Below are 25,184 nucleotides of genomic sequence, written 5' to 3'. Positions count from 1 at the left end.
CCATGCGCCCACGCCAATTTGATTTGATTGCCTTCGATTGGGATGGCACGCTGTTCGATTCCACCCAAATCATCACCCGCTGCATCCAGTCTGCGGTGGTCGATGTCGGGGGCGCCAAGCCCACCCAAGAAGCGGCGTCCTATGTGATTGGCATGGCGCTCATGCAGGCCTTGGCCCATGCCGCGCCCGATGTGCCGCAAGACAAGTACGCTTTGCTGGGCGAGCGTTACCGCTTTCACTACATGCAGCATGTGGACGACATCAGCTTGTTCGACGGCGTGCTGCCCATGTTGGCCGCTTTGCGTGAGCGTCACCATTGGTTGACGGTGGCCACGGGCAAAAGTCGCCGTGGCTTGGATGAGGCGCTGCACACCTCCGAGCTCAAAGGCGTGTTCGATGGTTCGCGCACGGCGGATGAGACCGCTGGCAAACCTCACCCGCGCATGCTGCACGAGTTAATGCGTGAATTCGGCGTTGACCCAGAACGCACTTTGATGATTGGCGACACCACGCACGATTTGCAAATGGCGGTGAACGCCGGCTGCGCCAGTGTGGGCGTGAGCTACGGCGCGCACGACCATGGCCAGTTTGAACCGCTGAATCCCCGCTTCACCGCGCACTCTGTGAAGGAGTTGCACGATTGGTTGTTGGCGAATGCGTGACAGCCATGACTGATATTGCTTCCCAAACGATGCCTCTGTGCAACAGCGCCGATTTGGCAGAAGGCGGCCGAGCTGTGCCCTTTGATGTGGTGTATGCCGGTCAAACCTGCCGCGCGTTTGCCATTCGTTTTGAAGGCCAGCCGCAGGCTTACCTCAACCGTTGTACCCATGTGGCGATGGAAATGGATTTCCAGCCCGACCAGTTCTTTGATGGCAGCGGCCGTTGGCTGCTGTGTGCCACCCACGGCGCTGCGTATGCGCCTGACACAGGCGAATGTGCCGGTGGTCCATGTCGCGGTGGCTTGGTCAAGATAAACCTGTCGGAAGCCAATGGTGTGGTGCACTGGCATACTGCCTACAACTTGAAACCCTTTGAGTTTCTCGATTGATTTTTTGGTTTTATTTTTTAAGAGTCCGCCATGTCTGAGCCTTCAATGCCCCCTGAAACCCCGAGTCATAAAACCGTGTGGGAGCGCGACACCTTGGAGCGCTTGGCCTTCGCCACCTTGGCCGAGCAGCGTGCGAGTCGACGCTGGCGCATCTTTTTTCGTCTAGCGTGGTTGCTGTTTGCCATTGCTTTGGTTTGGACAGGCGTCCAACGCGCAGGCGTTGGCGCGACCAACCCCAGTCAAGCGCACACCGCGGTGGTGGCCATCAAAGGTGAGATTGCCGATGGCGCAGACGCCAGTGCGGATTGGGTCGTCACGGCTTTGCGTGCGGCTTTTGAAGACGAGGGCTCCCAAGCAGTGGTGCTGCTGATCAACTCACCGGGCGGTAGTCCTGTGCAGGCGGGCATCATCAACGATGAAATTCGTCGCTTGAAAGAGAAGCACAAGAAGCCGGTGTATGCCGTGGTGGAGGAATCCTGCGCATCCGCCGCTTATTACATTGCGGTGGCTGCGGATCAAATTTACGTGGACAAGGCCAGCATCGTCGGCAGCATTGGTGTGTTGATGGATGGCTTTGGTTTCACAGGCTTGATGGACAAGCTCGGTGTTGAGCGTCGCTTGATGACGGCGGGCGAGAACAAAGGCTTCTTGGACCCCTTTAGCCCTCAAACCAAAAACCAACGCGCACACGCCCAAACTTTGTTGGACCACATTCACCAGCAGTTCATTCAGGTGGTGCGCGAAGGTCGTGGTCAACGTTTGAAAGAAACGCCCGAGATGTTCAGCGGCCTGTTCTGGAGCGGCCAGCAAGCCATCGAACTCGGTTTGGCTGACGGTTTGGGCAACTTGGATTACGTGGCGCGCGAGGTGGTGAAAGCCGAAGACATCATTGATTACACGCGTCACGACAATGTGGCCGAGCGTTTGGCCAAGCGTTTTGGCGCTGCCATCGGCGAAGGCGCTGTGCACGCTTTGCAGCGTCAACCGGCTATTCGCTAAGCGCTTATTTGCCGATCAAAAACACGGTTGGCTCACCAGAAATCTGTGTTTTCCCCGCACTGCGCCAAGCCTGAACAGCTTGGCTGTGCACCTGCATGCTGGGCAATGTCAGGCCGCTGACGCGGGCCAAGCGCGTGTGGCCTTGCAGACCGTTGACCAAAGCTTCCCAGAGCGCTTGGTTGCGGTAAGGCGTTTCAATGAAGAGTTGGGTTTGTCCTGTTTTTTGAGCCAAGTTTTCCAACTCACGCAGACGCTGCGTGCGGGCTGTACCGTCTTGAGGCAAGTAGCCGACAAACGCAAAATTTTGCCCATTTAAACCACTGGCGGCCAAAGCCAGCAGCAGAGAAATGGGTCCCACCAAGGGCACCACTTTCAAGCCAAGCGCATGCGCGGCGCGCACCACCGAAGAGCCAGGGTCTGCCACAGCAGGCATGCCCGCTTCGCTGACCAAACCCACATCGTTACCCGCTAGCGCCGCTTTGAGCAAAGGCTTGGCATCAAAGTCACCCGTGTGGTCGCCTTTTTTATGGACTTCACGAGGCAGCTCCGTGATGGTGTTGTCTTGAATGGTTTTGGCGAGTGGCACATGGGCGTCCACGCGTTTCAAGAAGGCTCGGGTGCTTTTGGCGTTTTCGGTGATCCAGTGGGTCACACCCGCCGCCACACGCAGGGTCTCTTGTGGCAAAACATCGGTGATGGGGGCTTGGGTGTCGCAGCCAAAGTCCAGCGGGGTGGGAACCAAATAGAGGGTGCCTTTGGTGGTGCTCATAGTCAGAGGGCTCTTAATAAGTCAATGCCTGCCGCGCGCAGCATGCGGGCGGTGCGGATGAGAGGCAGGCCAATCAAAGCGGTGGGATCGTCGTTGTCGATGGCATCGAGCAGGGCAATGCCGAGGCCTTCGCTTTTGGCGCTGCCTGCGCAGTCGTAAGGCTCTTCGGCTTTTAAGTAGGCCTCAATCTCGGCATCGGTCAGGTCGCGAAAGCGCACTTTGACTTGTGCAACGTCCAGCTGTTCAAACTGCGTGCGCGAGCGAACCACCGCAACGGCCGTTTGAAAAATGACGGTTTGGCCGCGCATGCGTTGCAGTTGTTGCACGGCGCGTTCGTGGGTGCCAGGTTTGCCCAAAGGCTCCCCATGCAAGTCGGCCACTTGGTCTGATCCGATCACCACGGCGTGGGGGTGCTGTTGCGCCACGGCATGGGCTTTGGCCAAAGCCAAGCGGCTTGCCAGCGCCAAAGGCGTTTCTTGTGGGTGCGGCGTTTCGTCCACGTCGGGGGCGACCACGTCAAATGGCACGCGCAAGCGGCTCAGTAGTTCATGGCGGTAGCGCGAGGTGGAGCCCAAAATCAGAGCGGGCTTGGAGGTGTGAAGGTCAGACATGGCCTAGATTCTCTTACACTGCCCAGCATGAAAAACGACATGAACCCCTCTCACTTAGATGTTGCCGCCTTTGCCAAGGCGCAAGTGCGGTTGGAAGGCGACACGCCCTTGGCGCAGTTCGAACGTTTGGTCGAAGACTGTGCAGGCGAGTTGAGTGGCAATGTGACTTGGGCCGCGCAAGGTGCGACAGAGCCCAAGGTTGGCGGCAAAGACGAAGTGTGGCTGCATGTCGAAGCGCATGCCCATGTGCCGTTGACGTGCCAGCGTTGTTTGACGCCCGTGCCCATCGCGTTGGAGATTGCCCAAGATTTCCGTTTCGTGGCGGATGAAGAGACGGCGATCGCTGAAGATGACGAGTCTGAAGAGGACTTGTTGGTACTGACCGACGCCCTCGATTTGATGGCCCTCATTGAAGATGAGTTGCTCATGGCCTTGCCTTTGGTGCCCATGCATCAGGCGTGTTTGAGTGATCAAGCGCCTCTTTCTAAAGAAGAAGAGGCCATTCTTTCGCAGGAAAAACCCAACCCATTTGCGGTTTTGGCAGTGCTCAAAACGCGGCCTTCCTAAAATCAGAGGAGTTGGGCTATAATTTAAGGCTTCGTGTCACGCTGACCCCGGTTAGTTTGTGGCCCAATGATCAACCACATTTAGTTCCAGGAGCCGGTCATGGCTGTTCAGCAAAACAAAAAATCTCCTTCCAAGCGCGGCATGCACAACTCGCACACAGCTTTGACCGCCCCCGGTACAGCTGTTGAGCCAACCACCGGCGAAATCCACTTGCGTCACCACATCAGCCCCACAGGCTTTTACCGTGGCCGTAAAGTGTTGAAAACCAAATCAGAAGCTTAATTTTTTTGCTTCTCACTGGCCCGTGGCTCTTTAGGGTGCCTCGGGCTTTTGTTTTTTTGCGAGTGCCCAAATGATCACTTTATCTGTCGATTGCATGGGCGGCGACCATGGTCCGCGCGTCACATTGGCGGCCTGCCGCCGCTTTTTAGAGACGCATGAAGACGCCCAACTTTTGTTGGTGGGTTTGCCTGAGGCCTTGTCTTCATTCGAACATCCGCGCGCCCGCGTGGTGGCTGCCACGGAAGTGGTGGCCATGGATGACCCCATTGAAGTGGCCTTGCGTCGTAAGAAAAACTCGTCCATGCGGGTCGCCATTGAACAAATCAAAGATGGTTCAGCGCAAGCAGCGGTGTCTGCTGGCAACACCGGTGCTCTGATGGCGATCGCACGTTACGTGCTCAAAACCATGGATGGCATTGACCGCCCTGCGATCGCCGGCCGCATGCCTAACTTCAAAGGCGGCGGCACCACCATGCTCGACCTAGGGGCCAACGTCGATTGCAGTCCCGAGCATTTGCTGCAGTTCGCTGTTTTGGGGTCGGCGCTGGTTTCTGTGCTCGATGACATTGAAAGTCCTACAGTTGGATTACTCAACATCGGTGAAGAGGCTATCAAAGGCAACGAAGTCATCAAAAAAACCTCTGAATTGTTGCGAACTGCTGCTAATGCAGGCGATTTGAATTTTTATGGCAATGTCGAAGGCAACGACATTTACCAAGGCACCGTCGATTTGATTGTGTGTGACGGCTTTGTCGGCAATGTGGCCTTGAAAGCCAGTGAAGGCTTGGCGCACAAGATCAGCGAGACGCTCAAAAATTCGTTTACGCGCAACATCTTGACCAAAATTGCGGCTATCTTGTCTTATCCTGTCTTGTCTGATTTCAAAGACAAGGTGGATCATCGGCGTTACAACGGCGCTGCGTTGTTGGGGCTCAATGGCATCGTTTTCAAGAGCCATGGCTCTGCTGATGAGGTGGCATTTGGGACCGCTTTGGACCGCGCGTATGATGCAGCCCACCATAACTTGCTCGAACGTGTGCGCTCTCGGATTGCCCATGCAGCACCTTTGCTGCTGTTAGGACAAACGAGTTAAGTAGCCACCTGAGCCTACTGATTGATGACTCGTTTTACCCGAATCACTGGCACCGGAAGTTTCCTCCCCCCTCGCCGGTTGACCAACGCCGATTTGGTCGCGGAGCTGGCAACACAAGGTGTTGAAAGTTCAGATGAATGGATTGTCGAGCGCACAGGTATTCGTGCACGTCACTTCGCAGCCCCTGAGATCTCAAGCAGTGATTTGGCGTTTGAAGCTTGCAAACAAGCGCTGGATGCCGCAGGTTGCCGACCACAAGACATTGATTTGATCATCGTGGCCACCTCCACGCCGGACATGGTGTTCCCCTCGACCGCATGCATCTTGCAGCACAAGTTGGCGCAATTGGACGAGGCGGCAGCGGGCATTGCTGGCGCGCCAGCCTTCGATGTGCAAGCGGTGTGCAGCGGCTTCATCTATGCGCTAACCGTGGCCGATGCCATGATTCGCGCAGGCAACGCCAAACGTGCTTTGGTGGTGGGCTCTGAAATTTTCTCGCGCTTGCTCGATTTTCAAGACCGTACAACGTGCGTGTTGTTTGGCGATGGTGCCGGTGCGGTGGTGCTCGAGGCGTCTGAGACGCCAGGCATCTTGGCGACCGACATTCATGCCGATGGCAAGCATGTGGGCATCTTGTGTGTGCCCGGTCATGTGCGCAACGGCAACATCTTGGGCGACCCTGTGCTGAAGATGGATGGCCAAGCGGTGTTCAAACTCGCCGTGGGCTTGTTGGAAGGCGCTGCACGCACGGTGCTCGACAAAGCCGGCCTGAAAGACACTGACATTGATTGGTTGATTCCTCATCAAGCCAACATCCGCATCATTCAAAGTACCGCCAAAAAGCTGAAATTACCGATGGAAAAAGTGGTGTTGACGGTGCAAGATCACGGCAACACCTCTGCGGCATCCATTCCTTTGGCCTTGGACAAGGCGGTGCGCAGCGGCCAAGTCAAAGCGGGCCAGACGCTGATGCTCGAAGGCGTGGGCGGCGGGTTCACTTGGGGTGCTGTGCTGCTGAAGCTGTAAATTCGCACCAGACTTGATGTGACACACTTTTAAGACACGTTATGACTTCATTTGCTTTTGTATTTCCAGGTCAAGGCTCTCAATCCGTCGGCATGCTCGACGCTTGGGGCGACCACCCTGTGGTGGCGCAAACTTTGGCCGAGGCGTCTGACGCCATGGGCGAAAACATCGCCAAGCTCATTCATGAGGGCCCCAAAGAAGCGTTGGGTTTGACTACCAACACACAGCCGGTCATGTTGGTGTCGGCCGTCGCCGCTTACCGCGTGTGGCTGGCCGAAGGTGGTGCTGTGCCCAGCGTGGTGGCCGGTCACTCTTTGGGCGAATATTCCGCGTTGGTGGCTGCTGGCGTGTTGACGTTGGCGCAAGCTGCACCCTTGGTGCGCTTCCGTGCGCAAGCCATGCAAGACGCGGTGCCCGTGGGAACCGGTGCCATGGCCGCTATTTTGGGCATGCCTGCAGACCAAGTGATCGCGGGTTGTGCTGAGGCGCAAGCCACTTTTGGCGCCGGCTCTGCCGAAGTGGTGGAGGCGGTGAACTTCAACGACCCAGGTCAAACCGTGATCGCGGGCAGCAAAGCTGCGGTTGAGAAAGCCTGTGAAGTTCTCAAAGCCAATGGCGCGAAACGTGCCTTGTCGTTGCCCGTTTCTGCACCGTTTCACTCGAGTTTGATGAAGCCTGCTGCCGATCGTTTGAAAGAAAAATTGGCACTTACCACCTTTGCACCGGCACAAATCCCGTTGGTTAACAACATCGATGTCAGCATTGAAACCGATACCGATCGCATGCGGGATGCTTTGTACCGTCAGGCGTTTGGCCCCGTTCGTTGGGTCGAGTGCGTGGCAGCCATCAAAGCGCGTGGTGTGACCACCTTGGTCGAGTGTGGTCCTGGCAAAGTTCTGGCCGGCATGACCAAGCGCATTGATGCCGAGCTGACCGGCTTGCCTTTGTTTGACCCGGCTTCGTTGGCCGACGTCAAAACTGCACTCGCTTGAACCTCAATTTATTTTTGTATGACTCAACACACACAACACATCGCCTTGGTGACCGGTGCCTCTCGCGGCATTGGTGCTTCGATCGCGCAAGAACTGGCCAGCCAAGGTTACTTGGTCATTGGCACGGCAACTTCGGATGAAGGTGCCGCCAAAATCAGCCAAGCCCTGTCGGCCCATGCCGGTTGCCGTGGTGCGAACTTGAACGTGAACGACGCAGCGGCTGTCGACGCGCTCATTGACAGCATCACCAAAGAGCACGGTGCTTTGCATGTGTTGGTCAACAACGCTGGCATCACCCGCGACACCTTGGCCATGCGCATGAAAGACGACGACTGGGATGCCGTACTCGACACCAACCTCAAAGCTGTGTTCCGTCTGTCCCGCGCCGTCATTCGTCCCATGATGAAGCAGCGTTATGGCCGCATCATCAGCATCACCAGCGTGGTCGGTGCTTCGGGCAATGCAGGCCAAGCCAATTACGCAGCCGCTAAAGCCGGTGTGGCAGGCATGACCCGCGCTTTGGCGCGCGAGTTGGGCAGCCGCAACATCACCGTTAACTGCATTGCCCCCGGTTTTATCGAGACCGATATGACGGCCTCATTGCCTGAAGAACAACAAAAAGCATTGCTCAACCAAATCCCGTTGGGACACTTGGGCAAGCCTTCAGACATCGCTCACGCTGTGGCTTATTTGGCTGGCGTCAACGCCAGTTACTTGACTGGGCAAGAGTTGCATGTCAATGGCGGCATGTTCATGGCTTAAGCGTGCCGTTGCTGTCAAAATCTCACTGAATCCATACGGTCCGTCCGTCCGGTTAAAATTACGGTCTTATTCACAACCCTCAGAGGGAATCCATGAGCGATATCGAAACACGTGTCAAAAAAATCATTGCCGAACAACTTGGCGTGGAAGAGTCACAAGTCACCAATGAAAAAGCCTTTGTCGCTGATTTGGGTGCCGACTCCCTGGACACCGTGGAACTGGTGATGGCCTTGGAAGACGAATTCGGGATTGAAATTCCTGATGAAGATGCCGAGAAAATCAACACTGTGCAAAACGCCATCGATTACGCGTTGACGCACAAAAAAGCCTAAATACTAGGAAATTTCGCATGAGCCGTCGTCGCGTTGTAGTGACCGGTCTAGGCTGTATCAGCCCCGTGGGTAACACGGTGGCTGAAGCTTGGGCCAATCTTTTGGCCGGTCAATCCGGCATTGGCAACATCACTCGTTTTGATGCGTCCAATATCAACTGCCATTTCGCAGGTGAAGTGAAAGATTTAAATTTGGACCAGTACATTTCGCCCAAAGAGGCGAGGTCGATGGACAAGTTCATTCACTACGGTGTGGCGGCAGCCATGCAAGCCGTTCAAGACTCGGGTTTAGCCACTGGCGAAGCGCTGAGTGAAGAAGAAGCGACCCGTATCGGGGTCGTGATTGGCTCTGGCATTGGCGGCTTGCCGCTGATCGAGGACATGCACAGCGAACTGTTGGCCAAAGGCCCACGCCGCATCTCTCCGTTCTTTGTGCCAGCGTCCATCATCAACATGATTTCTGGTCACGTGTCCATGCGTTTTGGCTTCAAAGGCCCAAACTTGGCCGTGGTCACAGCCTGCACCACAGGCTTGCACAGCATCGGCGAAGCCGGTCGTCACATTGAGTACGGCGATGCCGACGTGATGATTGCGGGCGGCTCGGAAGGCTGTATTTCTCCTTTGGGCGTGGGAGGCTTTGCCTCCATGCGCGCACTGTCGACCCGCAATGACGATCCCGCCACCGCCTCGCGTCCTTGGGACCGCGACCGCGATGGTTTCGTCTTGGGTGAAGGCGCTGGCGTGCTGGTGCTCGAAGAGTACGAGCATGCCAAAAAGCGCGGTGCCAAAATTTATGCAGAGTTGGGTGGCTATGGTCTGAGCGCTGATGCGGGCCACATGACGGCACCCAATATGGACGGTCCACGCCGTGCCATGCTGAGCGCTTTGCGCAATGCAGGTGTGAACGCCGATCAAGTCGATTACTTGAATGCACACGGCACATCCACCCCCTTGGGGGATGTCAACGAAACCAATGCCATCAAGGCAGCCTTGGGCGATCATGCCAAGAAGACAGTGGTCAACTCGACCAAGTCCATGACCGGCCACTTGTTGGGCGGCGCGGGTGGCATCGAGAGCGTGTTTACGGCCCTGGCCATCTACCACCAGAAGAGTCCACCGACCATCAACATCTTCAACCAAGACCCCGAGTGCGACTTGGACTACTGTGCCAACGTGGCGCGTGACATGAAGATTGATGTCGCTCTGAAAAACAACTTCGGATTTGGCGGTACCAACGGCGCGTTAGTTTTCAAACGCATCTGAGGTTTTTGCCATGCACAGCGCCCCATCGGTTTCCTATCCGGTGGGGCGTTGTGCATTTCATCGCCTCACTTTGGCTGTCTTGGGCGTTGTCACATGCACGGTGATGTTCGTTTGGGCTATCCACCAACCTGTGAGTTGGCCTCTGTGCCTGAGCGGCCTGGCCACCTTGTTTGGCATAGCGCTGGGCTGGCGCAGCTTGCATGCGCAAACGGGCACCTTGAGCTGGAATGGTGATGTCTGGTGTTGGCACGGCCGAACTAAGGGTGCAGAGGACCAGCTGATTGAAATTTTTGTGGTGCTGGATATTCAAAAAGCCTTGGTTTTGAGATGGCAGCCCACATCTGGCAGACTTGTGTTGGGTGGTGGTTATCTTTGGCTGGGCCAAGAAACAGCCATGCCACATTGGTTAAATTTGCGATGTGCGGTCTATGACCGTCCCCCTTTGCGTTGAAAGAGAATTCATGCCCACGTTCTGCTCATTGATCCGTTCGTTTTTTGCGCGTTTGGCCATCCCGCGTTCGGTCCAGTTGCTTGCATTGTGTTTGACAGTCGGCGTCAGCCTGACATTCACCATGCCCGCCTCTGCGCAGAGCATGCGCGGCTTGCCCGACTTCACGGAGTTGGTTGAGCAAGTTGGCCCTTCGGTGGTCAACATCCGCACCTTAGAAAAAACGGCGGTGCGTGAAGCCCAAAGCAACGGTGCCGATGATGAGATGCAAGAGCTGTTTCGGCGCTTCTTTGGTGTCCCCATGCCAACGCCCAACGGACCGCGTCAGCAACGTCCCAATCGCCCACAACAGCCTGAACAAGAGCAGCCGCGCGGGGTGGGGTCAGGTTTTATCTTGTCAAGCGATGGTTTTGTCATGACCAACGCCCATGTGGTGGATGGCGCCGATCAAGTGCTGGTCACTCTGCCCGACAAGCGCGAGTTCAAGGCGCGCATTGTGGGGTCCGACAAACGCAGCGATGTGGCCGTGGTCAAGATTGAGGCCACGGGCTTGCCCGCTGTGAAAATTGGCGACGTCAATCGCTTGAAAGTGGGTGAGTGGGTGATGGCCATTGGCTCTCCGTTTGGCCTAGAAAACTCGGTCACGGCAGGCATCGTGAGCGCCAAACAGCGTGACACGGGCGATTATTTGCCTTTCATTCAAACGGACGTCGCCATCAACCCCGGAAATTCTGGCGGCCCGTTGATCAATATGCGCGGTGAAGTGGTGGGCATCAACAGCCAAATCTATTCCCGCTCGGGTGGCTTTATGGGCATCTCATTTGCCATTCCGATTGATGAAGCCGTCCGAGTGAGCGAGCAGTTGCGTGCCACTGGTCGCGTGCAACGCGGCCGCTTGGGCGTGCAGATTGACCAAGTCAGCAAAGAAGTGGCGGAGTCTTTGGGCTTGAGCAAACCGCAAGGTGCCTTGGTGCGAGGCGTCGAACAGGGTTCACCAGCTGAGAAGGCTGGCTTAGAGCCTGGTGACATCATTCTGAAGTTCGATGGCAAAACGCTGGAGAAATCGACCGACTTGCCGAGGCTGGTGGGTAACACCAAACCAGGCACGCGCAGCAACCTGCAGGTCTGGCGTCGCGGCAGTCAGCGCGACATGGCCATCACTGTTGGCGAATTTGAAGCCGAGAAGCCAGAGAAGAAAGCGGACGTGCCTGCAGAAAAGCCTCAAATGTCCAGCGCTGCCAAATTGCTAGGTTTGTCAGTCAGTGATTTGACGGATGCGCAAAAGAAAGAGCTCAAACTTCGCAATGGCGTGCGGGTGGATGCCGTGGCCGAACCCGCCACACGCGCTGGTATTCAAGAGGGCGATGTGATCGTGGCCTTGGCCAACATAGAAATACCCAACCTTCAGGCGTTTGAAGCCTTGGTCAGCAAGATCGACCGCAGCAGGCCCGTCAGTGTGCTGATTCGCCGTGGCGAGTGGGCCCAGTACACGGTGATTCGTCCCAACCGCTAAGCCCGTAAACCGCAGTGGGGTTTAAGGGCTAAAAATATTTTTAGCCCTTTTTTCAAGTCGGCGCGTCAGAGGCCTCAAAAGGGGTTCAAGCGCTTTTTGTATAGAATCAGGGGGCTGATTGTGCTTTTGCGATATAAAAGCATGCGTCAAACTCCACGATATGGGATCGGGTAACAAACTCCACAGGTGCTCCACAGATCACCCACAAGTTGTCCCAAAACCCCTTGGTCAAAATGTTAATAAGCTGTGGATAAATTCATGTTGCAAACGCGCAACGAGACTTCGGTAGCGATCACGCTGCTGTACGTTTCGGGGTTTTTGCCTACAATGAAGTCCCAACTTATGCAGTTGCCATTGCTTGTTGGTTCTGGGCGCGTCAGTACATGACGCGCCCTTTTTTCTTGGCGATCGTCCCTTTGAATTCAATCACTTAAGTGTCCCCGTTGATGAATAACATCAGAAATTTCTCGATCATTGCCCATATCGACCATGGCAAATCTACGCTGGCAGATCGTTTGATTCAGCGTTGCGGCGGGCTTGAAGAACGCGACATGTCCGCGCAAGTGCTCGACTCGATGGACATCGAAAAAGAGCGTGGGATAACCATCAAAGCGCAGACCGCTGCGCTGCAATACAAAGCCAAAGACGGGCAGATCTACAACCTCAATTTGATCGACACACCTGGCCACGTTGACTTTTCGTACGAAGTGTCGCGCTCGCTGTCTGCCTGCGAAGGCGCGTTGCTTGTGGTCGATGCAAGTCAAGGTGTGGAAGCCCAAACGGTGGCCAACTGTTACACCGCCCTCGACCTCGGTGTCGAGGTCGTGCCCGTGCTCAACAAAATGGATTTGCCTAATGCCGATCCAGACAACGCCAAGGCCGAAATCGAAGACGTGATTGGCATTGATGCCACCGATGCCATTCCGTGCTCGGCTAAAACCGGCTTAGGCATTGAAGAAATCCTAGAAGCCGTGGTGGCCAAAATACCACCGCCACAAGGCAACAAAGACGCGCCGCTGCGCGCCATGATCATCGACAGCTGGTTTGACAGCTATGTGGGTGTGGTGATGTTGGTGCGTGTGGTCGACGGCCGTTTGGGCAAAGGCGAGCGCTTCAAGATGATGGCTACTGAAGCCGTCTACAACGCCGACAACTTGGGTGTGTTCACCCCCAGCAACGAGCCACGCAATTCGCTTGAAGCGGGTCAAGTGGGCTACATCATTGCCGGTATCAAAGAATTGCAAGCCGCCAAGGTGGGCGACACCATCACCCTAGAAAAGAAGCTGCCTAACAACTTAGGCCCCGCTGCGCAAGCTTTGCCAGGTTTTAAAGAGATTCAGCCTCAGGTGTTCGCGGGCTTGTACCCGACCGAAGCCAACCAATACGACGGTCTGCGCGATGCGCTGGAAAAGCTCAAACTCAACGACGCTTCACTGCACTACGAACCAGAAGTTTCGCAGGCGCTGGGCTTTGGTTTCCGTTGCGGCTTCTTAGGCTTGCTGCACATGGAAATCGTGCAAGAGCGTTTGGAGCGTGAGTTCGACCAAGACCTGATTACCACCGCGCCCAGCGTGGTCTACGAAGTCAAGATGCCTGACGGCGAAGTGGTCATGGTGGAGAACCCCGCCAAGATGCCCGAACAAGGCAAGCTCCACGAAATCCGTGAACCCATCGTCACCGTGCATCTGTACATGCCCCAAGACTACGTGGGCCCCGTGATGACGCTCGCCAATCAAAAGCGCGGCGTGCAGCTCAACATGGCTTACCACGGTCGCCAAGTCATGCTCACCTACGACATGCCGCTGGGCGAGATCGTGCTGGACTTCTTTGACAAACTCAAATCGGTCTCACGCGGTTATGCCTCGATGGACTACGAGTTCAAAGAATTCCGTCCTTCTGACGTGGTGAAGGTCGACATCTTGCTCAACGGCGAGAAGGTCGACGCCTTGTCCATCATCGTGCACCGCACCCAAGCCCAATACCGTGGCCGTGCGGTGGTGGCCAAGATGCGCGAGATCATCAGCCGTCAAATGTTTGATGTGGCCATTCAGGCCGCCATTGGCTCCACCATCATTGCGCGTGAGAGCATCAAAGCCTTGCGCAAAAACGTGTTGGCCAAGTGCTATGGCGGGGACATCAGCCGTAAACGCAAGCTGCTTGAAAAACAAAAAGCAGGTAAAAAACGCATGAAGCAAATTGGTTCTGTTGAAGTTCCGCAAGAAGCCTTCTTGGCCATCTTGCAGGTGGAGGATTGATGGCTACGTTGACCGCATTTGTTCTGGCCGCCTTTGTGGGCTACGCCGGGTTTTGGTATGTGGGCATGATCGAGGGCAACTTCGCGCTGCTCATGTTCATGGCCACGTTCGTCACCGGTATTTACTGGTTGGCCGAGCGTTTCTATTTCTTGCCCCAACGCGAAGCAGCTGCCGCGCTTCTGGAGGCAGAAGCCGACAAGCGCCGTCAAGAGCTGACAAAACTGGGCATTGCTCAAACTGATGTCAACGTGACCGAGGCCAAAGAGCGCCTCATCATGCAGCCGTGGTGGTTGGACTGGACGGCGGGCCTGTTCCCCGTCATCGCCGTGGTGTTTGTGTTGCGCTCATTTTTGTTTGAGCCCTTCAAAATTCCTTCGGGTTCGATGATCCCCACGCTGTGGGTGGGCGACCTGATTTTGGTCAACAAGTTTCATTACGGCGTGCGCTTGCCCGTGCTCAACCTCAAGGTCACCGACGGCAACCCTGTGCAACGTGGCGACGTGATGGTGTTTCGTTACCCACCCAAGCCCAGCCTCGACTACATCAAACGTGTGGTGGGCGTGCCCGGCGACCAAGTGGCCTACCTGAACAAACAACTCACCATCAACGGCCAGCCCGTGCCTCAAAAGGCCTTACCTGACTTCTTTGAAGAAGACAGCATGCGCTACATCAAGCAGTTTGAAGAGAACTTGCCTTTGGGCAGCCAAGCCTCTGAGATGACAGGCGTGCGCACGCACCGCTTTTTGAACGACATCGACCGCCCAGCCTTCGTGCCGGGTGCAGATGACTTTGCGTTCAAAGAAAACTGCCACTACACCGTCGAAGGCGTGACCTGCAAAGTACCTGCGGGCCACTACTTCATGATGGGCGACAACCGCGACAACTCACTCGACTCGCGCTACTGGGGCTTTGTGCCAGAGAAAAACATTGTGGGCAAAGCCTTCTTTGTTTGGATGAACTTTGGCAGTCTCAAGCGCATCGGCGCCTTTCAATGACCACACGCGCACGCACAGCCACTCGATCCACCCCGTCTCAACAACAAATTCTTGAGACGCTCCAAGCGCGCTTGGACTACACGTTTCAAAATCCAGCCCTGCTGGCGCAAGCGCTGACACACCGCAGCTTCAGTTCCGACCACAACGAGCGCTTGGAGTTTTTGGGCGACTCGGTGCTCAACTTGGCCATTGCCAATTTGCTCTACCAGCGCTTGAACACCTTGCCCGAGGGCGATTTGTCGCGCGTGCGCGCCAACTTGGTCAAGCAAGACACGCTGCACCACCTGGCCGTGGAGCTGGGCTTGTCGGGCATCTTGCGTTTGGGCGAAGGCGAAATGAACTCCGGCGGCCAAAAGCGTCCCTCCATCTTGGCCGACGCCCTCGAAGCTGTGTTGGGTGCGGTCTACCTTGATGCGGGTTACGACGCCGCTGATGCTTTGGTACGCCGCATTTTTTCTGCTGTTGAAATCAACCCCGAGATGCAAGCGGTGGGCAAAGATGCCAAAACCGACTTGCAAGAATGGCTGCAAGCACGCAAGTTCAAGTTGCCTATTTACCGCGTCGTGGGCACCCTGGGTGCGGCGCATCGCCAGACCTTTGATGTCGAGTGCGAAATTACCGAATTAGCCCGCTGCGAGCGTGGCATTGGCGGCTCACGCCGCGCAGGAGAGCAGGCCGCCGCAGCAGCCATGCTTCAAGTTATCAAAGAGCTCAAATGACGGCCACACCTTCCAACCCCGAACAAAGTCTGCAAGACATCGATGCCATGTTGGCCGCCAGCAAAGGCGCCCGCGTGGTCGCCAGCGGCGTCGCTGTGCCGCCAGCCGACCAACGCTGTGGCTTGATTGCCATCGTGGGCAAGCCCAACGTGGGCAAGTCCACCTTGCTCAATGCCTTGGTCGGCCAAAAAATCAGCATCACCTCGCGCAAAGCGCAAACCACACGCCACCGCATCACCGGCATGCACACACAAGGCTCGGCGCAGTTTGTGTTTGTCGACACCCCCGGTTTTCAAACCATCCATGGCAACGCGCTGAACAAATCGCTCAACAAAACCGTGCAAGGCGCGGTGGGCGATGTGGACTTGGTGTTGTTGGTGGTGGAAGCGGGCAGCTTCACCTCGGCCGATGAAAAAGTGCTGTCGTTGCTGGCCAAGGGCATTCCCACCATCTTGCTCGCCAACAAACTCGACTCGATGAAAAACCGTGACGACATCATGCTGTGGTTGCAAGCCATGCAAGACCGTCACCCCTTTGTCGAGATCGTGCCTATGTCGGCCAAGAACGACAAAGACGTGCAGCGCCTCTTGGGCATTTGCGAAAAATACCTGCCTGAGCAAGGTTGGATGTACGCCGCCGATGAGTTGACCGACCGCAGCGAAAAGTTCATGGCCGCCGAAATGGTGCGTGAAAAACTGTTCCGCTTGACCGGCGACGAATTGCCCTACACCTCGACCGTCATCATTGACAAGTTCGAAGAAGAAAAGGGCAAGTCCAAAGGCGTCAAACGCATGGTGCGCATTGCCGCCACCATCGTGGTGGAGCGTGATGGCCACAAGGCCATGGTCATTGGCGACAAAGGCGAGCGCTTGAAGCGCATGGGCATGGAAGCCCGCACCGAACTCGAAAAGCTCTACGACGCCAAGGTGTTCTTAGAGCTGTGGGTCAAAGTGCGCTCCGGCTGGGCCGACGATGCCGCACGGGTGCGTAGCTTTGGCTACGAGTAACCCGACTCGCAGCTTTACCTCGCGGGGTGTGACCCGCATTCAGGACGAACCTGCGTTCGTGGTGCACCACTACGACTGGAGCGAGTCCAGTCTGATCTTGGAAACCTTCACCCGCCATTACGGTCGGGTGACCTTGGTGGCCAAAGGCGCTAAAAAACCCAGCTCCAACTTTCGGCCGGTGCTGCTGCCCTTGCAGCCGCTGTCCATCACCTACACAGGTGATGCCGAGGTGCGCACGCTCAAAAACGCCGAATGGGTGGGCGGCCACATCATGCCCATGGGCGAGGGCTTGTTGTCTGGGTATTACTTGAATGAGTTGTTGTTGCGCTTGCTGGCGCGTGACGACCCACATGCCACCGTGTTTGACCTGTATCGCCAAGTGGTGCAAGTGCTGGCCTCGGGGCACGACGGCACCATCAACCCCGCGCTGCGCACGTTTGAGTTGCTGCTGCTGCGCGACATTGGTTTTCTGCCCGAGCTCAACGCCCAAACCCTCACGCTCACGCCTTTGCAGCCCGACGTTTTGTATGTGCTGGTGCCCGAAGGCGGCCTGCGCGCCCACAACGCCCAAGACCGCACTGGCTTGATGGGCAGCGTGTGGCTGCAGCTGCACGACAGCTTGAATGCCGACTCGGCTTTTACGGCCACGCTGCGTTTGTGCGCCGAGTTACCGAGCGACCAACGCAACGCTTTGCAAGGGCAGTTGCGCGGCTTGCTGCACTACCATTGCGGGGTCACCACGCTGCGCACGCGGCAGATGATGATTGACCTGCAATCCCTTTGATGGACCCCATGCCTAACGCTCACACCAAGACCGCCTTGTCGGTCAACCTCAACAAAGTGGCCTTGGTGCGTAACACGCGCCATTTGGGCATTCCGAGCGTCACCCGTGCGGCCACGCTGTGTTTAGAAGCCGGCGCTGCGGGCGTCACCGTGCACCCTCGGCCTGACGCGCGCCACATGCGCAGCGAAGACGTGACGGATTTGGCCGAGTTGCTCAAATCGTGGCCCGACCGCGAGTTCAACATCGAAGGCAACCCGTTTCACAACTTGATGGACTTTGTGCGCCAAGTGCGCCCCCAGCAAGTGACCTTTGTGCCCGACAGCGAAGGCCAATTCACCAGCGACCACGGCTGGACCTTTCCGCAAGACGCCGAGCGTTTGAAGCCGCTGATTGACGAAGCCAAATCCTTGGGCGTGCGGGTGAGCCTGTTCATGGACCCCGTACCCGAGGCCATGGCCGCAGCCAAAGCGGTCGGTGCTGACCGCGTCGAGCTGTACACCGAAACCTATGCCTCAGCTTACGGCACACCGATACAAGCCGAGGTGCTGGCCGCTTTCAAAGCCACGGCGCAAGCGGCGCTGGACGTCGGTTTGGGCATCAACGCCGGTCACGATTTGAACCGCGACAACTTAGCCACCTTCTTGACCACCGTGCCCGGCGTGCAAGAAGTGTCCATTGGTCATGCCCTGATCGCGGATGCATTGGAGCTGGGCTACACCGCCACCGTGTCGGCTTACTTGGCCTGCATGCCAAAGGCTTGATGACGCGCATGATTTACGGCATCGGCACCGACATTTGCGACATTCGCCGCATCCGTGCGTCTTTGGACAAGCACGGCGAGCGCTTTGCGCAAAAGGTGCTGAGCGACAACGAGATGCACACTTACCGCGCCCGCTGCGAACGCTGGCCTGAGCGGGGTGTGCGTTATGTGGCCACCCGTTTTTCTGCCAAAGAAGCCTTCAGCAAAGCCATTGGAATGGGCATGCGCATGCCCATGACCTGGCGCTTATGCGAGGTTGACAAGCTGCCCAGCGGCCAGCCCGTCATCGTGTTGCATGGCGTGCTCAAAGATTGGTTCGAAGCCCGTGGCCTCAGCGCGCATGTGAGCGTGAGCGACGAGTCCGACTACGCCACCAGTTACGTGGTGGTTGAAAAAACTGCTGATTCACACCCCTGATTTATGTCTCACCACGCCCCCCTCATTCTTGACATCGCTGGCACCCAGCTCACCGACGTTGACCGTCAGCGCCTGACGCACCCGCTCACGGGTGGCGTGATTTTGTTTGGCCGCAACTGGACCGGTCGCCAGCAACTCACCCAGTTGTGCGCCGACATCAAGGCCGTTCGCCAAGATTTGCTCATTTGTGTGGACCACGAAGGCGGGCGCGTGCAGCGTTTTCGCAACGATGGCTTCACCCACATTCCGTCCATGCGAGCCTTGGGCGAGTTGTGGATGAAAGATCAAAAAGGTGTTGGCGGCGAATTTAAAACCGGCAGCGGCGCCTTGGCCGCGATGGACGCCGCCACCGCCAGCGGCTTTGTGCTCGCCAGCGAGTTGCGTGCGTGCGGGGTGGACTTCAGCTTCACCCCCGTGCTCGACCTTGACCACGGCGAGAGCGGTGTCATTGGCGACCGCGCTTTCCACCGCGACCCGCGCGTGGTCACGGCTTTGTCGAAAAGCGTCATGCACGGCTTGTTGCTGGCGGGCATGGCCAACTGCGGCAAACACTTCCCCGGTCACGGCTTTGTCAAAGCCGACTCGCATGTGGACATTCCTGTCGACAAGCGCAGCCTCAAAGCCATTCTGAACGACTGCGCCTTGCCCTACACCTGGCTCAGCACCACGCTCACCAGCGTCATGCCTGCGCACGTCATTTACCCCAAGGTCGATGCGTTGCCTGCAGGTTTCTCACCGCGTTGGTTGCAAGACATCTTACGCACTCAGCTGCATTTCAACGGTGCCATCTTCAGCGACGACTTGTCGATGGAAGGTGCGCGCCGCATCGAAGGCCGTGACGTCAGCTTTGCCGAGGCCGGCATGGCCGCCCTGAACGCGGGCTGCGACTTGGTCTTGCTGTGCAACCAAAGCCTAGGCGATGGCCATGGCGTGGATGCCATGCTCGACGGATTGACCGAAGGCTTACTCAAAAATAAATGGCATGCCAGCGACGCGAGCGAACAACGCCGCAGCGCCTTATTGCCGAAAAATTCGCCGCTAGCTTGGGACGCGCTGATGACCCACCCCGCCTATGTGCGGGCTTTGGACTTGTTGCCTTAAACCGCGCTCAAGTTCGCCACTTCACGAAAGCTCAGATGGCGACGAAAAATGGAAAAAACGAAGTCAGCGACAGTGGGTTGCGCTTCACCAGCCGTGAAAACGGCTCCCCCTTCATCGGGATGGGCAAAGTCGGTGAAACCATGTCTTGCATGAAATGCGGACTTCACAAGCCCCGCCGTTTGGGCAGCCAACGCCGTTTTGCAGGCGCACTGGCTTTTTTCTGTTTTGATTGCAAACCACCTGTTGAGAAAAAATAAATATGGCAACCCCCAATTACAACTACGAGAAACGTCAACGCGAGCTGGCTAAGAAAAAGAAGAAAGAAGAAAAGCTGCAAGAACGCGAAGCGCGCAAAACTTCGCCCGACGGTGAGTTCGGTCAAAACCCCAGCATGGACTCGGAGCCCGACCACTCCCAAAACCCCGATGGCGTTGTCCCCACAGACAACCCAGACCAAGCCTGATTTCCTGCTTTTATCATTTTGTTTTTAAGGAGTTCCGCCATGTTTCCTTCACGTCGTCACCTCGCTGTTTTGGCCTTGGCCCTGAGCTGTGGCTGGGCTGCTGCGCAAAGCGCCAAGCCCATCAAACTGTTGGTGGGCTTTCCACCCGGCGGCGGCACCGATGTGGTGGCGCGCACCTTGGCTGAAAAACTCAAAGACGAGTTGGGCACGCCTGTGGTGGTCGAGAACAAGCCTGGCGCCGGCGGCCAACTGGCTGCGCAAGCCCTAAAGGCTTCGCCTGCGGATGGCACCGTGCTGTTCCTCTCGCACGACCACACCATCTCGATCTTGCCCTTGGTGGTCAAGAACCCCGGTTACGACTCGGCCACCGACTTCGTGCCCGTGGCGGGCTTTGCCACCTTTGTCAATTCGTTCGCCGTGTCTGGCGCGACGCCTGCCAAGACCTTCACTGAGTACGTGAACTGGGTCAAAACCCAAGGTGCGGGCAAGGGCGCGGTGGGCATTCCAGCGCCTGCCTCAACGCCTGAGTTTTTGGTCAAAGTGGTGGGCGAGAAGTTCAAGCTCGACTTGGTGGCCGCCCCTTACCGCGGCAGCGCACCCATGATGGCTGACATGTTGGGCAACCAAATCAGCGCGGGCGTAGGCTCGGTGCCCGATTTCATTGAAAACCACAAAGCAGGCAAAGTGCGTGTGTTGGCTGTGATGGGGGCCAAGCGCCAAGCTGCTTTGCCCGATGTGCCAACGTTCAACGAACTGGGCCTGAACGGCTTGGATGACCTGCCTTATTACGGGCTCTTTGCACCCGCAGGCACGCCCAAAGCCACCATCGACCACATCGGCCAAGCCCTGTCCAAAGTGCTGGCCATGCCTGATGTGCACGAAAACCTCACCAAAATGGGTTTGACCGTGGGCTACACGAACGCCCAGCAACTCGCCCAACGCGAGCGCGCCTACACGCAGGTGTGGGCCAAGATGATCAAAGCCAGCGGCTTTCAGCCCCAATAAGCCATGCCCATCCCTTGGTTAGCCGCCCTCAAAGTCATCCCGTGGGGGGATGTGATTTCACATGCGCCCACGGTCTTGGAAAAAGCCCGTGAGTTGATAGACCGCAAACGCGGTGCTGCCGACGTCGCTGCGACCAGCATGGCCTCAGCCAACGAACCCGCCTCTGATGTGCCCAGCCTGGGGGAGTTGAAAAATCGCGTGTTGGTTGCCCAGCAGCAGATCGATCAACTGCATGCCCACCAAGCCGACATGGCGCAGACCTTGACCGCCTTGGCTGAACAAAACGCAGCCTTGGTGGTGACCGTGAGTGCCTTGCGAGCCAAACAACGCGTGTTGATAGCGGTGGTGTTTGTTTTGGTGATTTTGTCGTTTTCGTGGATGGCGTTTCTCAGCTTTGGAAGGGCATGAACCTTTTGAAACCTTCATAAATGCTAGGAAGTTACAGAAATTTAACAAAATCGCCAAAAATATCTAAATATTTGAGTGGCAATTAATATCAGTTTTGGCGGTTCCGTTAAATTTAACGAATGGAACTGCAAAACACTCAAACCGTCGAATTCAAATCCAAATGGCAACGCGTGTTGTCTTTGTCACTGGCCCTGTCGTTCGCGCTGGCCTTGACCGCTTGCGGCGGTGGTGGTGGCGGTGACCACTTGCAAGGCATTGATAGCCTGCCTCAGTTGCAGGGCCAAGTGATGGACGGCTACATCCAAGGCGCGACGGTCTGCTTAGACCTCAACAGCAACGGCGCATGTGACACCCACGAGCCCAGCACCGTCTCAGGCGTCAACGGCGCTTACACCCTGACTTACAACCCTTCTGTCTCGTTGTCAGCTTTGTCAATTTTGGCGAATGTGCCGGTGGGCGCGATCGACCAAGATGCAGGACAACCTGTCTACACCGCCTACCAAATGCGCACCGCAGCGCAATCACCAGCCGTGGTGACGCCGTTGACGACCTTGGCGGTGTATGAGATGAAAACATCGGCGCTCACTTGGGCTCAAGCCCAGCAAGCGGTCAGCTTGCATTTTTCAGGCGATGCTGCTGCCATTGACCTGAGCCAAAACTACGTGGCCCAAGGCAACGCAGCCGTCCACCGCCTTGCCCGTGATGTGGCCAGCACCTTGCAAACGGCTGCCCTGAATGGTGATGCACCGGCAGCTATTTTGGCCGCTGCCTATAGCGTGCAGGTTCAAACGCCGTTCATTCAGCCCCGACAGTTTGCCGCGCCTGTGATGGTGAGGTCAACGCTTAACGATTACCTCTTGCCCAACAATCAGCCATGAAAAAAGGAGCCTTTGCAGGCCCCTTTTTGGGGTTCGTATTTTCAGCTGTCTGAACTCGGCGCTCAAACTTCGCGGCGCAGGGCAGGGAACAAAATGACGTCGCGGATGCTGGGGCTGTCAGTCAGCAACATCATCAAGCGGTCAATGCCAATTCCGCAGCCGCCGGTGGGGGGCATGCCGTATTCGAGGGCGCGCACAAAGTCGTGGTCGTAGAACATGGCTTCGTCGTCACCACTGTCTTTAGCGGCTACTTGGGCGTGGAAGCGGGCGGCTTGGGTCTCGGCATCGTTCAACTCGCTGAAGCCGTTGCCGAACTCGCGGCCGGTGATGTAGAGCTCAAAGCGCTCGGTCACATCGGGCTTGGTGTCGCTGGCGCGGGCCAAGGGTGAAATCTCGACAGGGTGCTCGCAGATGAACGTGGGCTGCCACAGCTTGTCTTCCACGGTCTCTTCAAAGTACATCACTTGCAGGCTGGCCAAGCTGCGTGTTGAGAGTTTGTCTTTCTCTTCTTTGAAGCCGAGTTTTTGCAAGGTGTTGATCAGCCAGGTGGTGTTGTCGACGTTGTCGCCAGCTTCGGTGTGCTTCAGAATAGCTTCACGAATCGTCAAGCGCTCGAAAGGTTGGCTCAAATCCACCGGCTTACCGCCGTAGGTTAGCAACAAGGTGCCAGCGGCCTTCATGGCGGCGTCGCGCACCAGCTCTTCGGTGAAGTGCATCAGGTCTTGGTAGTTCCAATACGCGGCGTAGAACTCCATCATGGTGAACTCGGGGTTGTGGCGCACCGAGATCCCTTCGTTACGGAAGTTGCGGTTGATTTCAAACACGCGCTCAAAGCCACCCACGATCAAGCGCTTCAAGTACAACTCAGGCGCGATGCGCAAGAACATTTCTTGGTCCAGCGCGTTGTGGTGCGTGGTGAACGGCTTGGCGTTGGCACCTCCGGGAATGGGGTGCAACATGGGCGTTTCAACTTCGAGAAAGTTGTGTTGCACCATGAAGTCACGAATACCGCTGACCGCGCGGCTGCGCGCCACGAAGCGCTTGCGTGCGGTTTCGTCCGTCATCAAATCGACGTAGCGTTGGCGGTATTTGATCTCTTGGTCAGCCACGCCGTGGAACTTGTCGGGCATGGGGCGCAGGCTCTTGGTCAGCATGCGGATGCTGGTGGCGTGAATCGACAACTCGCCTGTGCGGGTTTTGAACAACTTGCCTTCGCAAGCCACGATATCGCCCAAATCCCAGTGCTTGAAATCGGCGTAGAGCTCTTCGCTCACGTCATCGCGTGTCACGTAAATCTGAATGCGGCCCGTGCTGTCTTGTAGCGTGGCAAAGCTGGCCTTGCCCATCACGCGCTTGAGCATCATGCGGCCCGCCACTTTGGCAATCTGGCCTTCTTCGGTCAACACCTCGGCAGTCTTGTCGCCATGCAGCTCGTGCAAAGTGGCGGCGTGGTGTGCGGGTTTGAAATCGTTGGGAAACGCCACGCCTTGGCCCGTAGCTTGACGCTCGCGCATGACCTTGAGCTTCTCGCGGCGCTCGGCCATCAGTTGGTTTTCGTCGACGGGAGCGGCTTCTGGTGTGGCGGGGGTGTTGTTGTTAGACATCTAAAGAGGCGTGAGTAAGTAAGGTGCTGCCCCAAACATGAGGAGCAGCAAAGTACTTATTTTAAGAGGACCTCGAGCTTCCCTTTGGCTGTGAGCGCAGGATAGCGGGCGAGAAAGCAGGTCTATGAAATCACAAAAGGCCCCGAAGGGCCTTTTGTGATTTGAGCACTGGAAGTTCAAACCACCACATCCGCCGGCTGTCGCAACAACATAGCCAGCGTGCTGGCGATGGTTTTGCGCAGTTCGCGACGGTCGCAAATCATGTCGATGGCGCCTTTTTCTTGCAAAAATTCCGCGCGCTGGAAGCCAGCTGGCAAGGTCACGCGCACGGTGCTTTCGATCACGCGTGGGCCGGCAAAGCCGATCAGGGCGTTGGGTTCGGCGATGACCACATCACCCACAAAGGCAAAACCGGCTGACACGCCGCCCATGGTGGGGTCGGTCAACACGGCGATGTAGGGCAAGCCTTTTTTGGACAAGCGGGTGAGGGATGCGTTGGTTTTGGCCATTTGCATGAGCGAGAGCAAGCCCTCTTGCATGCGTGCGCCACCGGTGGCGGTGAAGCAAATGAACGGTACTTTTTGCTCAATGGCGGTGTGCACGCCGCGCACAAAGCGCTCGCCCACGACCGAGCCCATCGAACCGCCCATGAAGTCGAATTCAAAACAGGCCACAACCACGTTGATGTTGTGCACCGCACCACCCATGACCACCATAGCGTCGGTTTCGCCGGTGTTTTGCATGGCTTCTTTGAGGCGCTCGGGGTACTTGCGGCTGTCCTTGAACTTCAAGGGGTCCACCGGTAGCACTTCTTGGCCGATTTCGTAGCGGCCTTCGGCGTCAAGGAACATGTCCAGTCGGTCGCGCGCGCTCATGCGGTGGTGGTGGCTGCAAGTGGGGCAGACGTTGTGGTTGGCTTGCAAGTCGCTCTTGTAGAGCACGGTCTCGCAGCTGGGGCACTTCACCCACACACCTTCAGGCACGCTGCGGCGGTCTGCGGGGTCGGTGTGTTGAATTTTGGGGGGCAGCAGTTTTTCGAGCCAACTCATGGTGAGCCTTTCGTCAGTTCTTTTGGAATGCT

29 protein-coding genes are annotated in these 25,184 nt (G+C 56.8%); 25 read left to right on the top strand and 4 right to left on the bottom strand.

Annotated features, from left to right (window positions below; genetic code table 11):
- Positions 1-2 precede the first annotated feature (2 nt).
- From B9Z42_RS00995 to B9Z42_RS00985, 3 genes are read left to right on the top strand one after another with little or no spacing between them, the layout of a single operon-like run.
- A complete protein-coding gene (locus B9Z42_RS00995; RefSeq protein WP_100131476.1) occupies positions 3-662 on the top strand; it encodes an HAD family hydrolase in 660 nt (219 codons plus the stop codon).
- Between the two features lie 5 nt (positions 663-667).
- Positions 668-1,051: a Rieske 2Fe-2S domain-containing protein gene (locus B9Z42_RS00990; protein WP_100131475.1), complete on the top strand. Its 384-nt coding sequence runs from the start codon at positions 668-670 to the stop codon at positions 1,049-1,051.
- 30 nt (positions 1,052-1,081) lie between these two features.
- The gene (locus B9Z42_RS00985) at positions 1,082-2,050 is read left to right on the top strand and encodes a S49 family peptidase (protein ID WP_100131474.1); all 969 of its coding nucleotides are present in this window, start codon (positions 1,082-1,084) and stop codon (positions 2,048-2,050) included.
- A gap of 4 nt (positions 2,051-2,054) precedes the next feature.
- On the opposite strand, the gene B9Z42_RS00980 is transcribed toward B9Z42_RS00985, so the two are convergent.
- Entirely contained in the window at positions 2,055-2,819 is a 765-nt protein-coding gene (locus tag B9Z42_RS00980) for an SAM-dependent methyltransferase (RefSeq protein WP_100131473.1), read from the bottom strand.
- 2 nt (positions 2,820-2,821) lie between these two features.
- Positions 2,822-3,430, bottom strand: a complete 609-nt coding sequence (locus B9Z42_RS00975) for a Maf family nucleotide pyrophosphatase (RefSeq protein ID WP_100131472.1) — start codon at positions 3,428-3,430, stop codon at positions 2,822-2,824.
- Between the two features lie 39 nt (positions 3,431-3,469).
- On the opposite strand from B9Z42_RS00975, the gene B9Z42_RS00970 reads away from it, so the two are divergent.
- From B9Z42_RS00970 to B9Z42_RS00860, 22 genes are all read left to right on the top strand, one after another.
- Positions 3,470-3,997, top strand: coding sequence for a DUF177 domain-containing protein (locus B9Z42_RS00970; protein ID WP_233203475.1), 528 nt, complete (start codon positions 3,470-3,472; stop codon positions 3,995-3,997).
- A gap of 99 nt (positions 3,998-4,096) precedes the next feature.
- Positions 4,097-4,279, top strand: a complete 183-nt coding sequence (gene rpmF / locus B9Z42_RS00965) for a 50S ribosomal protein L32 (protein ID WP_100131470.1) — start codon at positions 4,097-4,099, stop codon at positions 4,277-4,279.
- A 70-nt stretch (positions 4,280-4,349) separates the two neighbouring features.
- On the top strand, positions 4,350-5,372 hold the full coding sequence (gene plsX / locus B9Z42_RS00960) for a phosphate acyltransferase PlsX (RefSeq protein WP_100131469.1): 1,023 nt from the start codon (positions 4,350-4,352) through the stop codon (positions 5,370-5,372).
- 24 nt (positions 5,373-5,396) lie between these two features.
- Positions 5,397-6,398 (top strand): beta-ketoacyl-ACP synthase III, encoded by a 1,002-nt coding sequence (locus B9Z42_RS00955; RefSeq protein WP_100131468.1) that lies wholly within the window; start codon positions 5,397-5,399, stop codon positions 6,396-6,398.
- A 41-nt stretch (positions 6,399-6,439) separates the two neighbouring features.
- Positions 6,440-7,390 (top strand): ACP S-malonyltransferase, encoded by a 951-nt coding sequence (gene fabD / locus B9Z42_RS00950; RefSeq protein ID WP_100131467.1) that lies wholly within the window; start codon positions 6,440-6,442, stop codon positions 7,388-7,390.
- Between the two features lie 18 nt (positions 7,391-7,408).
- Positions 7,409-8,152, top strand: a complete 744-nt coding sequence (gene fabG / locus B9Z42_RS00945; RefSeq protein ID WP_100131466.1) for a 3-oxoacyl-ACP reductase FabG — start codon at positions 7,409-7,411, stop codon at positions 8,150-8,152.
- Between the two features lie 92 nt (positions 8,153-8,244).
- Complete coding sequence (gene acpP, locus B9Z42_RS00940) at positions 8,245-8,484, top strand: acyl carrier protein (RefSeq protein ID WP_100131465.1); 240 nt, start codon at positions 8,245-8,247, stop codon at positions 8,482-8,484.
- Between the two features lie 17 nt (positions 8,485-8,501).
- On the top strand, positions 8,502-9,746 hold the full coding sequence (fabF, locus tag B9Z42_RS00935; RefSeq protein WP_100131464.1) for a beta-ketoacyl-ACP synthase II: 1,245 nt from the start codon (positions 8,502-8,504) through the stop codon (positions 9,744-9,746).
- Positions 9,747-9,756: 10 nt separating this feature from the next.
- Positions 9,757-10,197: a hypothetical protein gene (locus B9Z42_RS00930; protein WP_100131463.1), complete on the top strand. Its 441-nt coding sequence runs from the start codon at positions 9,757-9,759 to the stop codon at positions 10,195-10,197.
- 10 nt (positions 10,198-10,207) lie between these two features.
- Positions 10,208-11,707 carry a DegQ family serine endoprotease gene (locus B9Z42_RS00925; RefSeq protein ID WP_100131462.1) on the top strand — a complete coding sequence of 500 codons (1,500 nt, stop codon included), beginning with the start codon at positions 10,208-10,210 and terminating at the stop codon, positions 11,705-11,707.
- Between the two features lie 446 nt (positions 11,708-12,153).
- Positions 12,154-13,962: a translation elongation factor 4 gene (gene lepA / locus B9Z42_RS00920; protein WP_100131461.1), complete on the top strand. Its 1,809-nt coding sequence runs from the start codon at positions 12,154-12,156 to the stop codon at positions 13,960-13,962.
- The gene (lepB, locus tag B9Z42_RS00915; RefSeq protein ID WP_100131460.1) at positions 13,962-14,957 is read left to right on the top strand and encodes a signal peptidase I; all 996 of its coding nucleotides are present in this window, start codon (positions 13,962-13,964) and stop codon (positions 14,955-14,957) included. The genes lepA and lepB overlap by 1 nt, the downstream gene beginning before the upstream one ends.
- Positions 14,954-15,676, top strand: a complete 723-nt coding sequence (gene rnc / locus B9Z42_RS00910) for a ribonuclease III (RefSeq protein WP_100131459.1) — start codon at positions 14,954-14,956, stop codon at positions 15,674-15,676. Before lepB ends, rnc begins: the two co-directional genes overlap by 4 nt.
- Positions 15,673-16,683 carry a GTPase Era gene (era, locus tag B9Z42_RS00905; RefSeq protein ID WP_100131458.1) on the top strand — a complete coding sequence of 337 codons (1,011 nt, stop codon included), beginning with the start codon at positions 15,673-15,675 and terminating at the stop codon, positions 16,681-16,683. Before rnc ends, era begins: the two co-directional genes overlap by 4 nt.
- Before the next feature lie 28 nt (positions 16,684-16,711).
- A complete protein-coding gene (gene recO, locus B9Z42_RS00900) occupies positions 16,712-17,467 on the top strand; it encodes a DNA repair protein RecO (protein WP_233203474.1) in 756 nt (251 codons plus the stop codon).
- Positions 17,468-17,475: 8 nt separating this feature from the next.
- The gene (locus B9Z42_RS00895) at positions 17,476-18,228 is read left to right on the top strand and encodes a pyridoxine 5'-phosphate synthase (protein WP_100131795.1); all 753 of its coding nucleotides are present in this window, start codon (positions 17,476-17,478) and stop codon (positions 18,226-18,228) included.
- A gap of 8 nt (positions 18,229-18,236) precedes the next feature.
- Positions 18,237-18,644 carry a holo-ACP synthase gene (acpS, locus tag B9Z42_RS00890; protein WP_100131794.1) on the top strand — a complete coding sequence of 136 codons (408 nt, stop codon included), beginning with the start codon at positions 18,237-18,239 and terminating at the stop codon, positions 18,642-18,644.
- A gap of 3 nt (positions 18,645-18,647) precedes the next feature.
- Positions 18,648-19,745 (top strand): beta-N-acetylhexosaminidase, encoded by a 1,098-nt coding sequence (nagZ, locus tag B9Z42_RS00885; RefSeq protein WP_100131456.1) that lies wholly within the window; start codon positions 18,648-18,650, stop codon positions 19,743-19,745.
- Between the two features lie 259 nt (positions 19,746-20,004).
- Positions 20,005-20,208, top strand: coding sequence for a hypothetical protein (locus B9Z42_RS00875; RefSeq protein ID WP_100131454.1), 204 nt, complete (start codon positions 20,005-20,007; stop codon positions 20,206-20,208).
- A 39-nt stretch (positions 20,209-20,247) separates the two neighbouring features.
- Complete coding sequence (locus B9Z42_RS00870) at positions 20,248-21,213, top strand: Bug family tripartite tricarboxylate transporter substrate binding protein (RefSeq protein ID WP_100131453.1); 966 nt, start codon at positions 20,248-20,250, stop codon at positions 21,211-21,213.
- Positions 21,214-21,216: 3 nt separating this feature from the next.
- Entirely contained in the window at positions 21,217-21,621 is a 405-nt protein-coding gene (locus B9Z42_RS00865; protein WP_100131452.1) for a hypothetical protein, read from the top strand.
- A gap of 119 nt (positions 21,622-21,740) precedes the next feature.
- Positions 21,741-22,499 carry a hypothetical protein gene (locus B9Z42_RS00860; protein WP_100131451.1) on the top strand — a complete coding sequence of 253 codons (759 nt, stop codon included), beginning with the start codon at positions 21,741-21,743 and terminating at the stop codon, positions 22,497-22,499.
- Between the two features lie 62 nt (positions 22,500-22,561).
- Here the strand turns inward: B9Z42_RS00860 and lysS are convergent, their stop codons facing one another.
- On the bottom strand, positions 22,562-24,103 hold the full coding sequence (gene lysS, locus B9Z42_RS00855; protein WP_100131450.1) for a lysine--tRNA ligase: 1,542 nt from the start codon (positions 24,101-24,103) through the stop codon (positions 22,562-22,564).
- Between the two features lie 176 nt (positions 24,104-24,279).
- Positions 24,280-25,152, bottom strand: coding sequence for an acetyl-CoA carboxylase, carboxyltransferase subunit beta (gene accD / locus B9Z42_RS00850; RefSeq protein ID WP_100131449.1), 873 nt, complete (start codon positions 25,150-25,152; stop codon positions 24,280-24,282).
- Between the last annotated feature and the right edge of the window lie 32 nt (positions 25,153-25,184).

Source organism: Limnohabitans sp. B9-3, assembly GCF_002778325.1.
GTDB lineage: Bacteria > Pseudomonadota > Gammaproteobacteria > Burkholderiales > Burkholderiaceae_C > Limnohabitans > Limnohabitans kasalickyi.
The sequence above is the reverse complement of the archived record's forward strand: the minus strand, read 5'-3'. Positions and strand labels throughout refer to the sequence as shown.

Bases quoted from the DNA above. Each gene is read 5' to 3' on its own strand.
- B9Z42_RS00995 (WP_100131476.1), top strand. From the start codon at position 3: ATGCGCCCACGCCAATTTGATTTGATTGCCTTCGATTGGGATGGCACG.
- B9Z42_RS00990 (WP_100131475.1), top strand. From the start codon at position 668: ATGACTGATATTGCTTCCCAAACGATGCCTCTGTGCAACAGCGCCGAT.
- B9Z42_RS00985 (WP_100131474.1), top strand. From the start codon at position 1,082: ATGTCTGAGCCTTCAATGCCCCCTGAAACCCCGAGTCATAAAACCGTG.
- B9Z42_RS00980 (WP_100131473.1), bottom strand. From the start codon at position 2,819: ATGAGCACCACCAAAGGCACCCTCTATTTGGTTCCCACCCCGCTGGAC.
- B9Z42_RS00975 (WP_100131472.1), bottom strand. From the start codon at position 3,430: ATGTCTGACCTTCACACCTCCAAGCCCGCTCTGATTTTGGGCTCCACC.
- B9Z42_RS00970 (WP_233203475.1), top strand. From the start codon at position 3,470: ATGAACCCCTCTCACTTAGATGTTGCCGCCTTTGCCAAGGCGCAAGTG.
- rpmF (WP_100131470.1), top strand. From the start codon at position 4,097: ATGGCTGTTCAGCAAAACAAAAAATCTCCTTCCAAGCGCGGCATGCAC.
- plsX (WP_100131469.1), top strand. From the start codon at position 4,350: ATGATCACTTTATCTGTCGATTGCATGGGCGGCGACCATGGTCCGCGC.
- B9Z42_RS00955 (WP_100131468.1), top strand. From the start codon at position 5,397: ATGACTCGTTTTACCCGAATCACTGGCACCGGAAGTTTCCTCCCCCCT.
- fabD (WP_100131467.1), top strand. From the start codon at position 6,440: ATGACTTCATTTGCTTTTGTATTTCCAGGTCAAGGCTCTCAATCCGTC.
- fabG (WP_100131466.1), top strand. From the start codon at position 7,409: ATGACTCAACACACACAACACATCGCCTTGGTGACCGGTGCCTCTCGC.
- acpP (WP_100131465.1), top strand. From the start codon at position 8,245: ATGAGCGATATCGAAACACGTGTCAAAAAAATCATTGCCGAACAACTT.
- fabF (WP_100131464.1), top strand. From the start codon at position 8,502: ATGAGCCGTCGTCGCGTTGTAGTGACCGGTCTAGGCTGTATCAGCCCC.
- B9Z42_RS00930 (WP_100131463.1), top strand. From the start codon at position 9,757: ATGCACAGCGCCCCATCGGTTTCCTATCCGGTGGGGCGTTGTGCATTT.
- B9Z42_RS00925 (WP_100131462.1), top strand. From the start codon at position 10,208: ATGCCCACGTTCTGCTCATTGATCCGTTCGTTTTTTGCGCGTTTGGCC.
- lepA (WP_100131461.1), top strand. From the start codon at position 12,154: ATGAATAACATCAGAAATTTCTCGATCATTGCCCATATCGACCATGGC.
- lepB (WP_100131460.1), top strand. From the start codon at position 13,962: ATGGCTACGTTGACCGCATTTGTTCTGGCCGCCTTTGTGGGCTACGCC.
- rnc (WP_100131459.1), top strand. From the start codon at position 14,954: ATGACCACACGCGCACGCACAGCCACTCGATCCACCCCGTCTCAACAA.
- era (WP_100131458.1), top strand. From the start codon at position 15,673: ATGACGGCCACACCTTCCAACCCCGAACAAAGTCTGCAAGACATCGAT.
- B9Z42_RS00895 (WP_100131795.1), top strand. From the start codon at position 17,476: ATGCCTAACGCTCACACCAAGACCGCCTTGTCGGTCAACCTCAACAAA.
- acpS (WP_100131794.1), top strand. From the start codon at position 18,237: ATGATTTACGGCATCGGCACCGACATTTGCGACATTCGCCGCATCCGT.
- nagZ (WP_100131456.1), top strand. From the start codon at position 18,648: ATGTCTCACCACGCCCCCCTCATTCTTGACATCGCTGGCACCCAGCTC.
- B9Z42_RS00875 (WP_100131454.1), top strand. From the start codon at position 20,005: ATGGCAACCCCCAATTACAACTACGAGAAACGTCAACGCGAGCTGGCT.
- B9Z42_RS00870 (WP_100131453.1), top strand. From the start codon at position 20,248: ATGTTTCCTTCACGTCGTCACCTCGCTGTTTTGGCCTTGGCCCTGAGC.
- B9Z42_RS00865 (WP_100131452.1), top strand. From the start codon at position 21,217: ATGCCCATCCCTTGGTTAGCCGCCCTCAAAGTCATCCCGTGGGGGGAT.
- B9Z42_RS00860 (WP_100131451.1), top strand. From the start codon at position 21,741: ATGGAACTGCAAAACACTCAAACCGTCGAATTCAAATCCAAATGGCAA.
- lysS (WP_100131450.1), bottom strand. From the start codon at position 24,103: ATGTCTAACAACAACACCCCCGCCACACCAGAAGCCGCTCCCGTCGAC.
- accD (WP_100131449.1), bottom strand. From the start codon at position 25,152: ATGAGTTGGCTCGAAAAACTGCTGCCCCCCAAAATTCAACACACCGAC.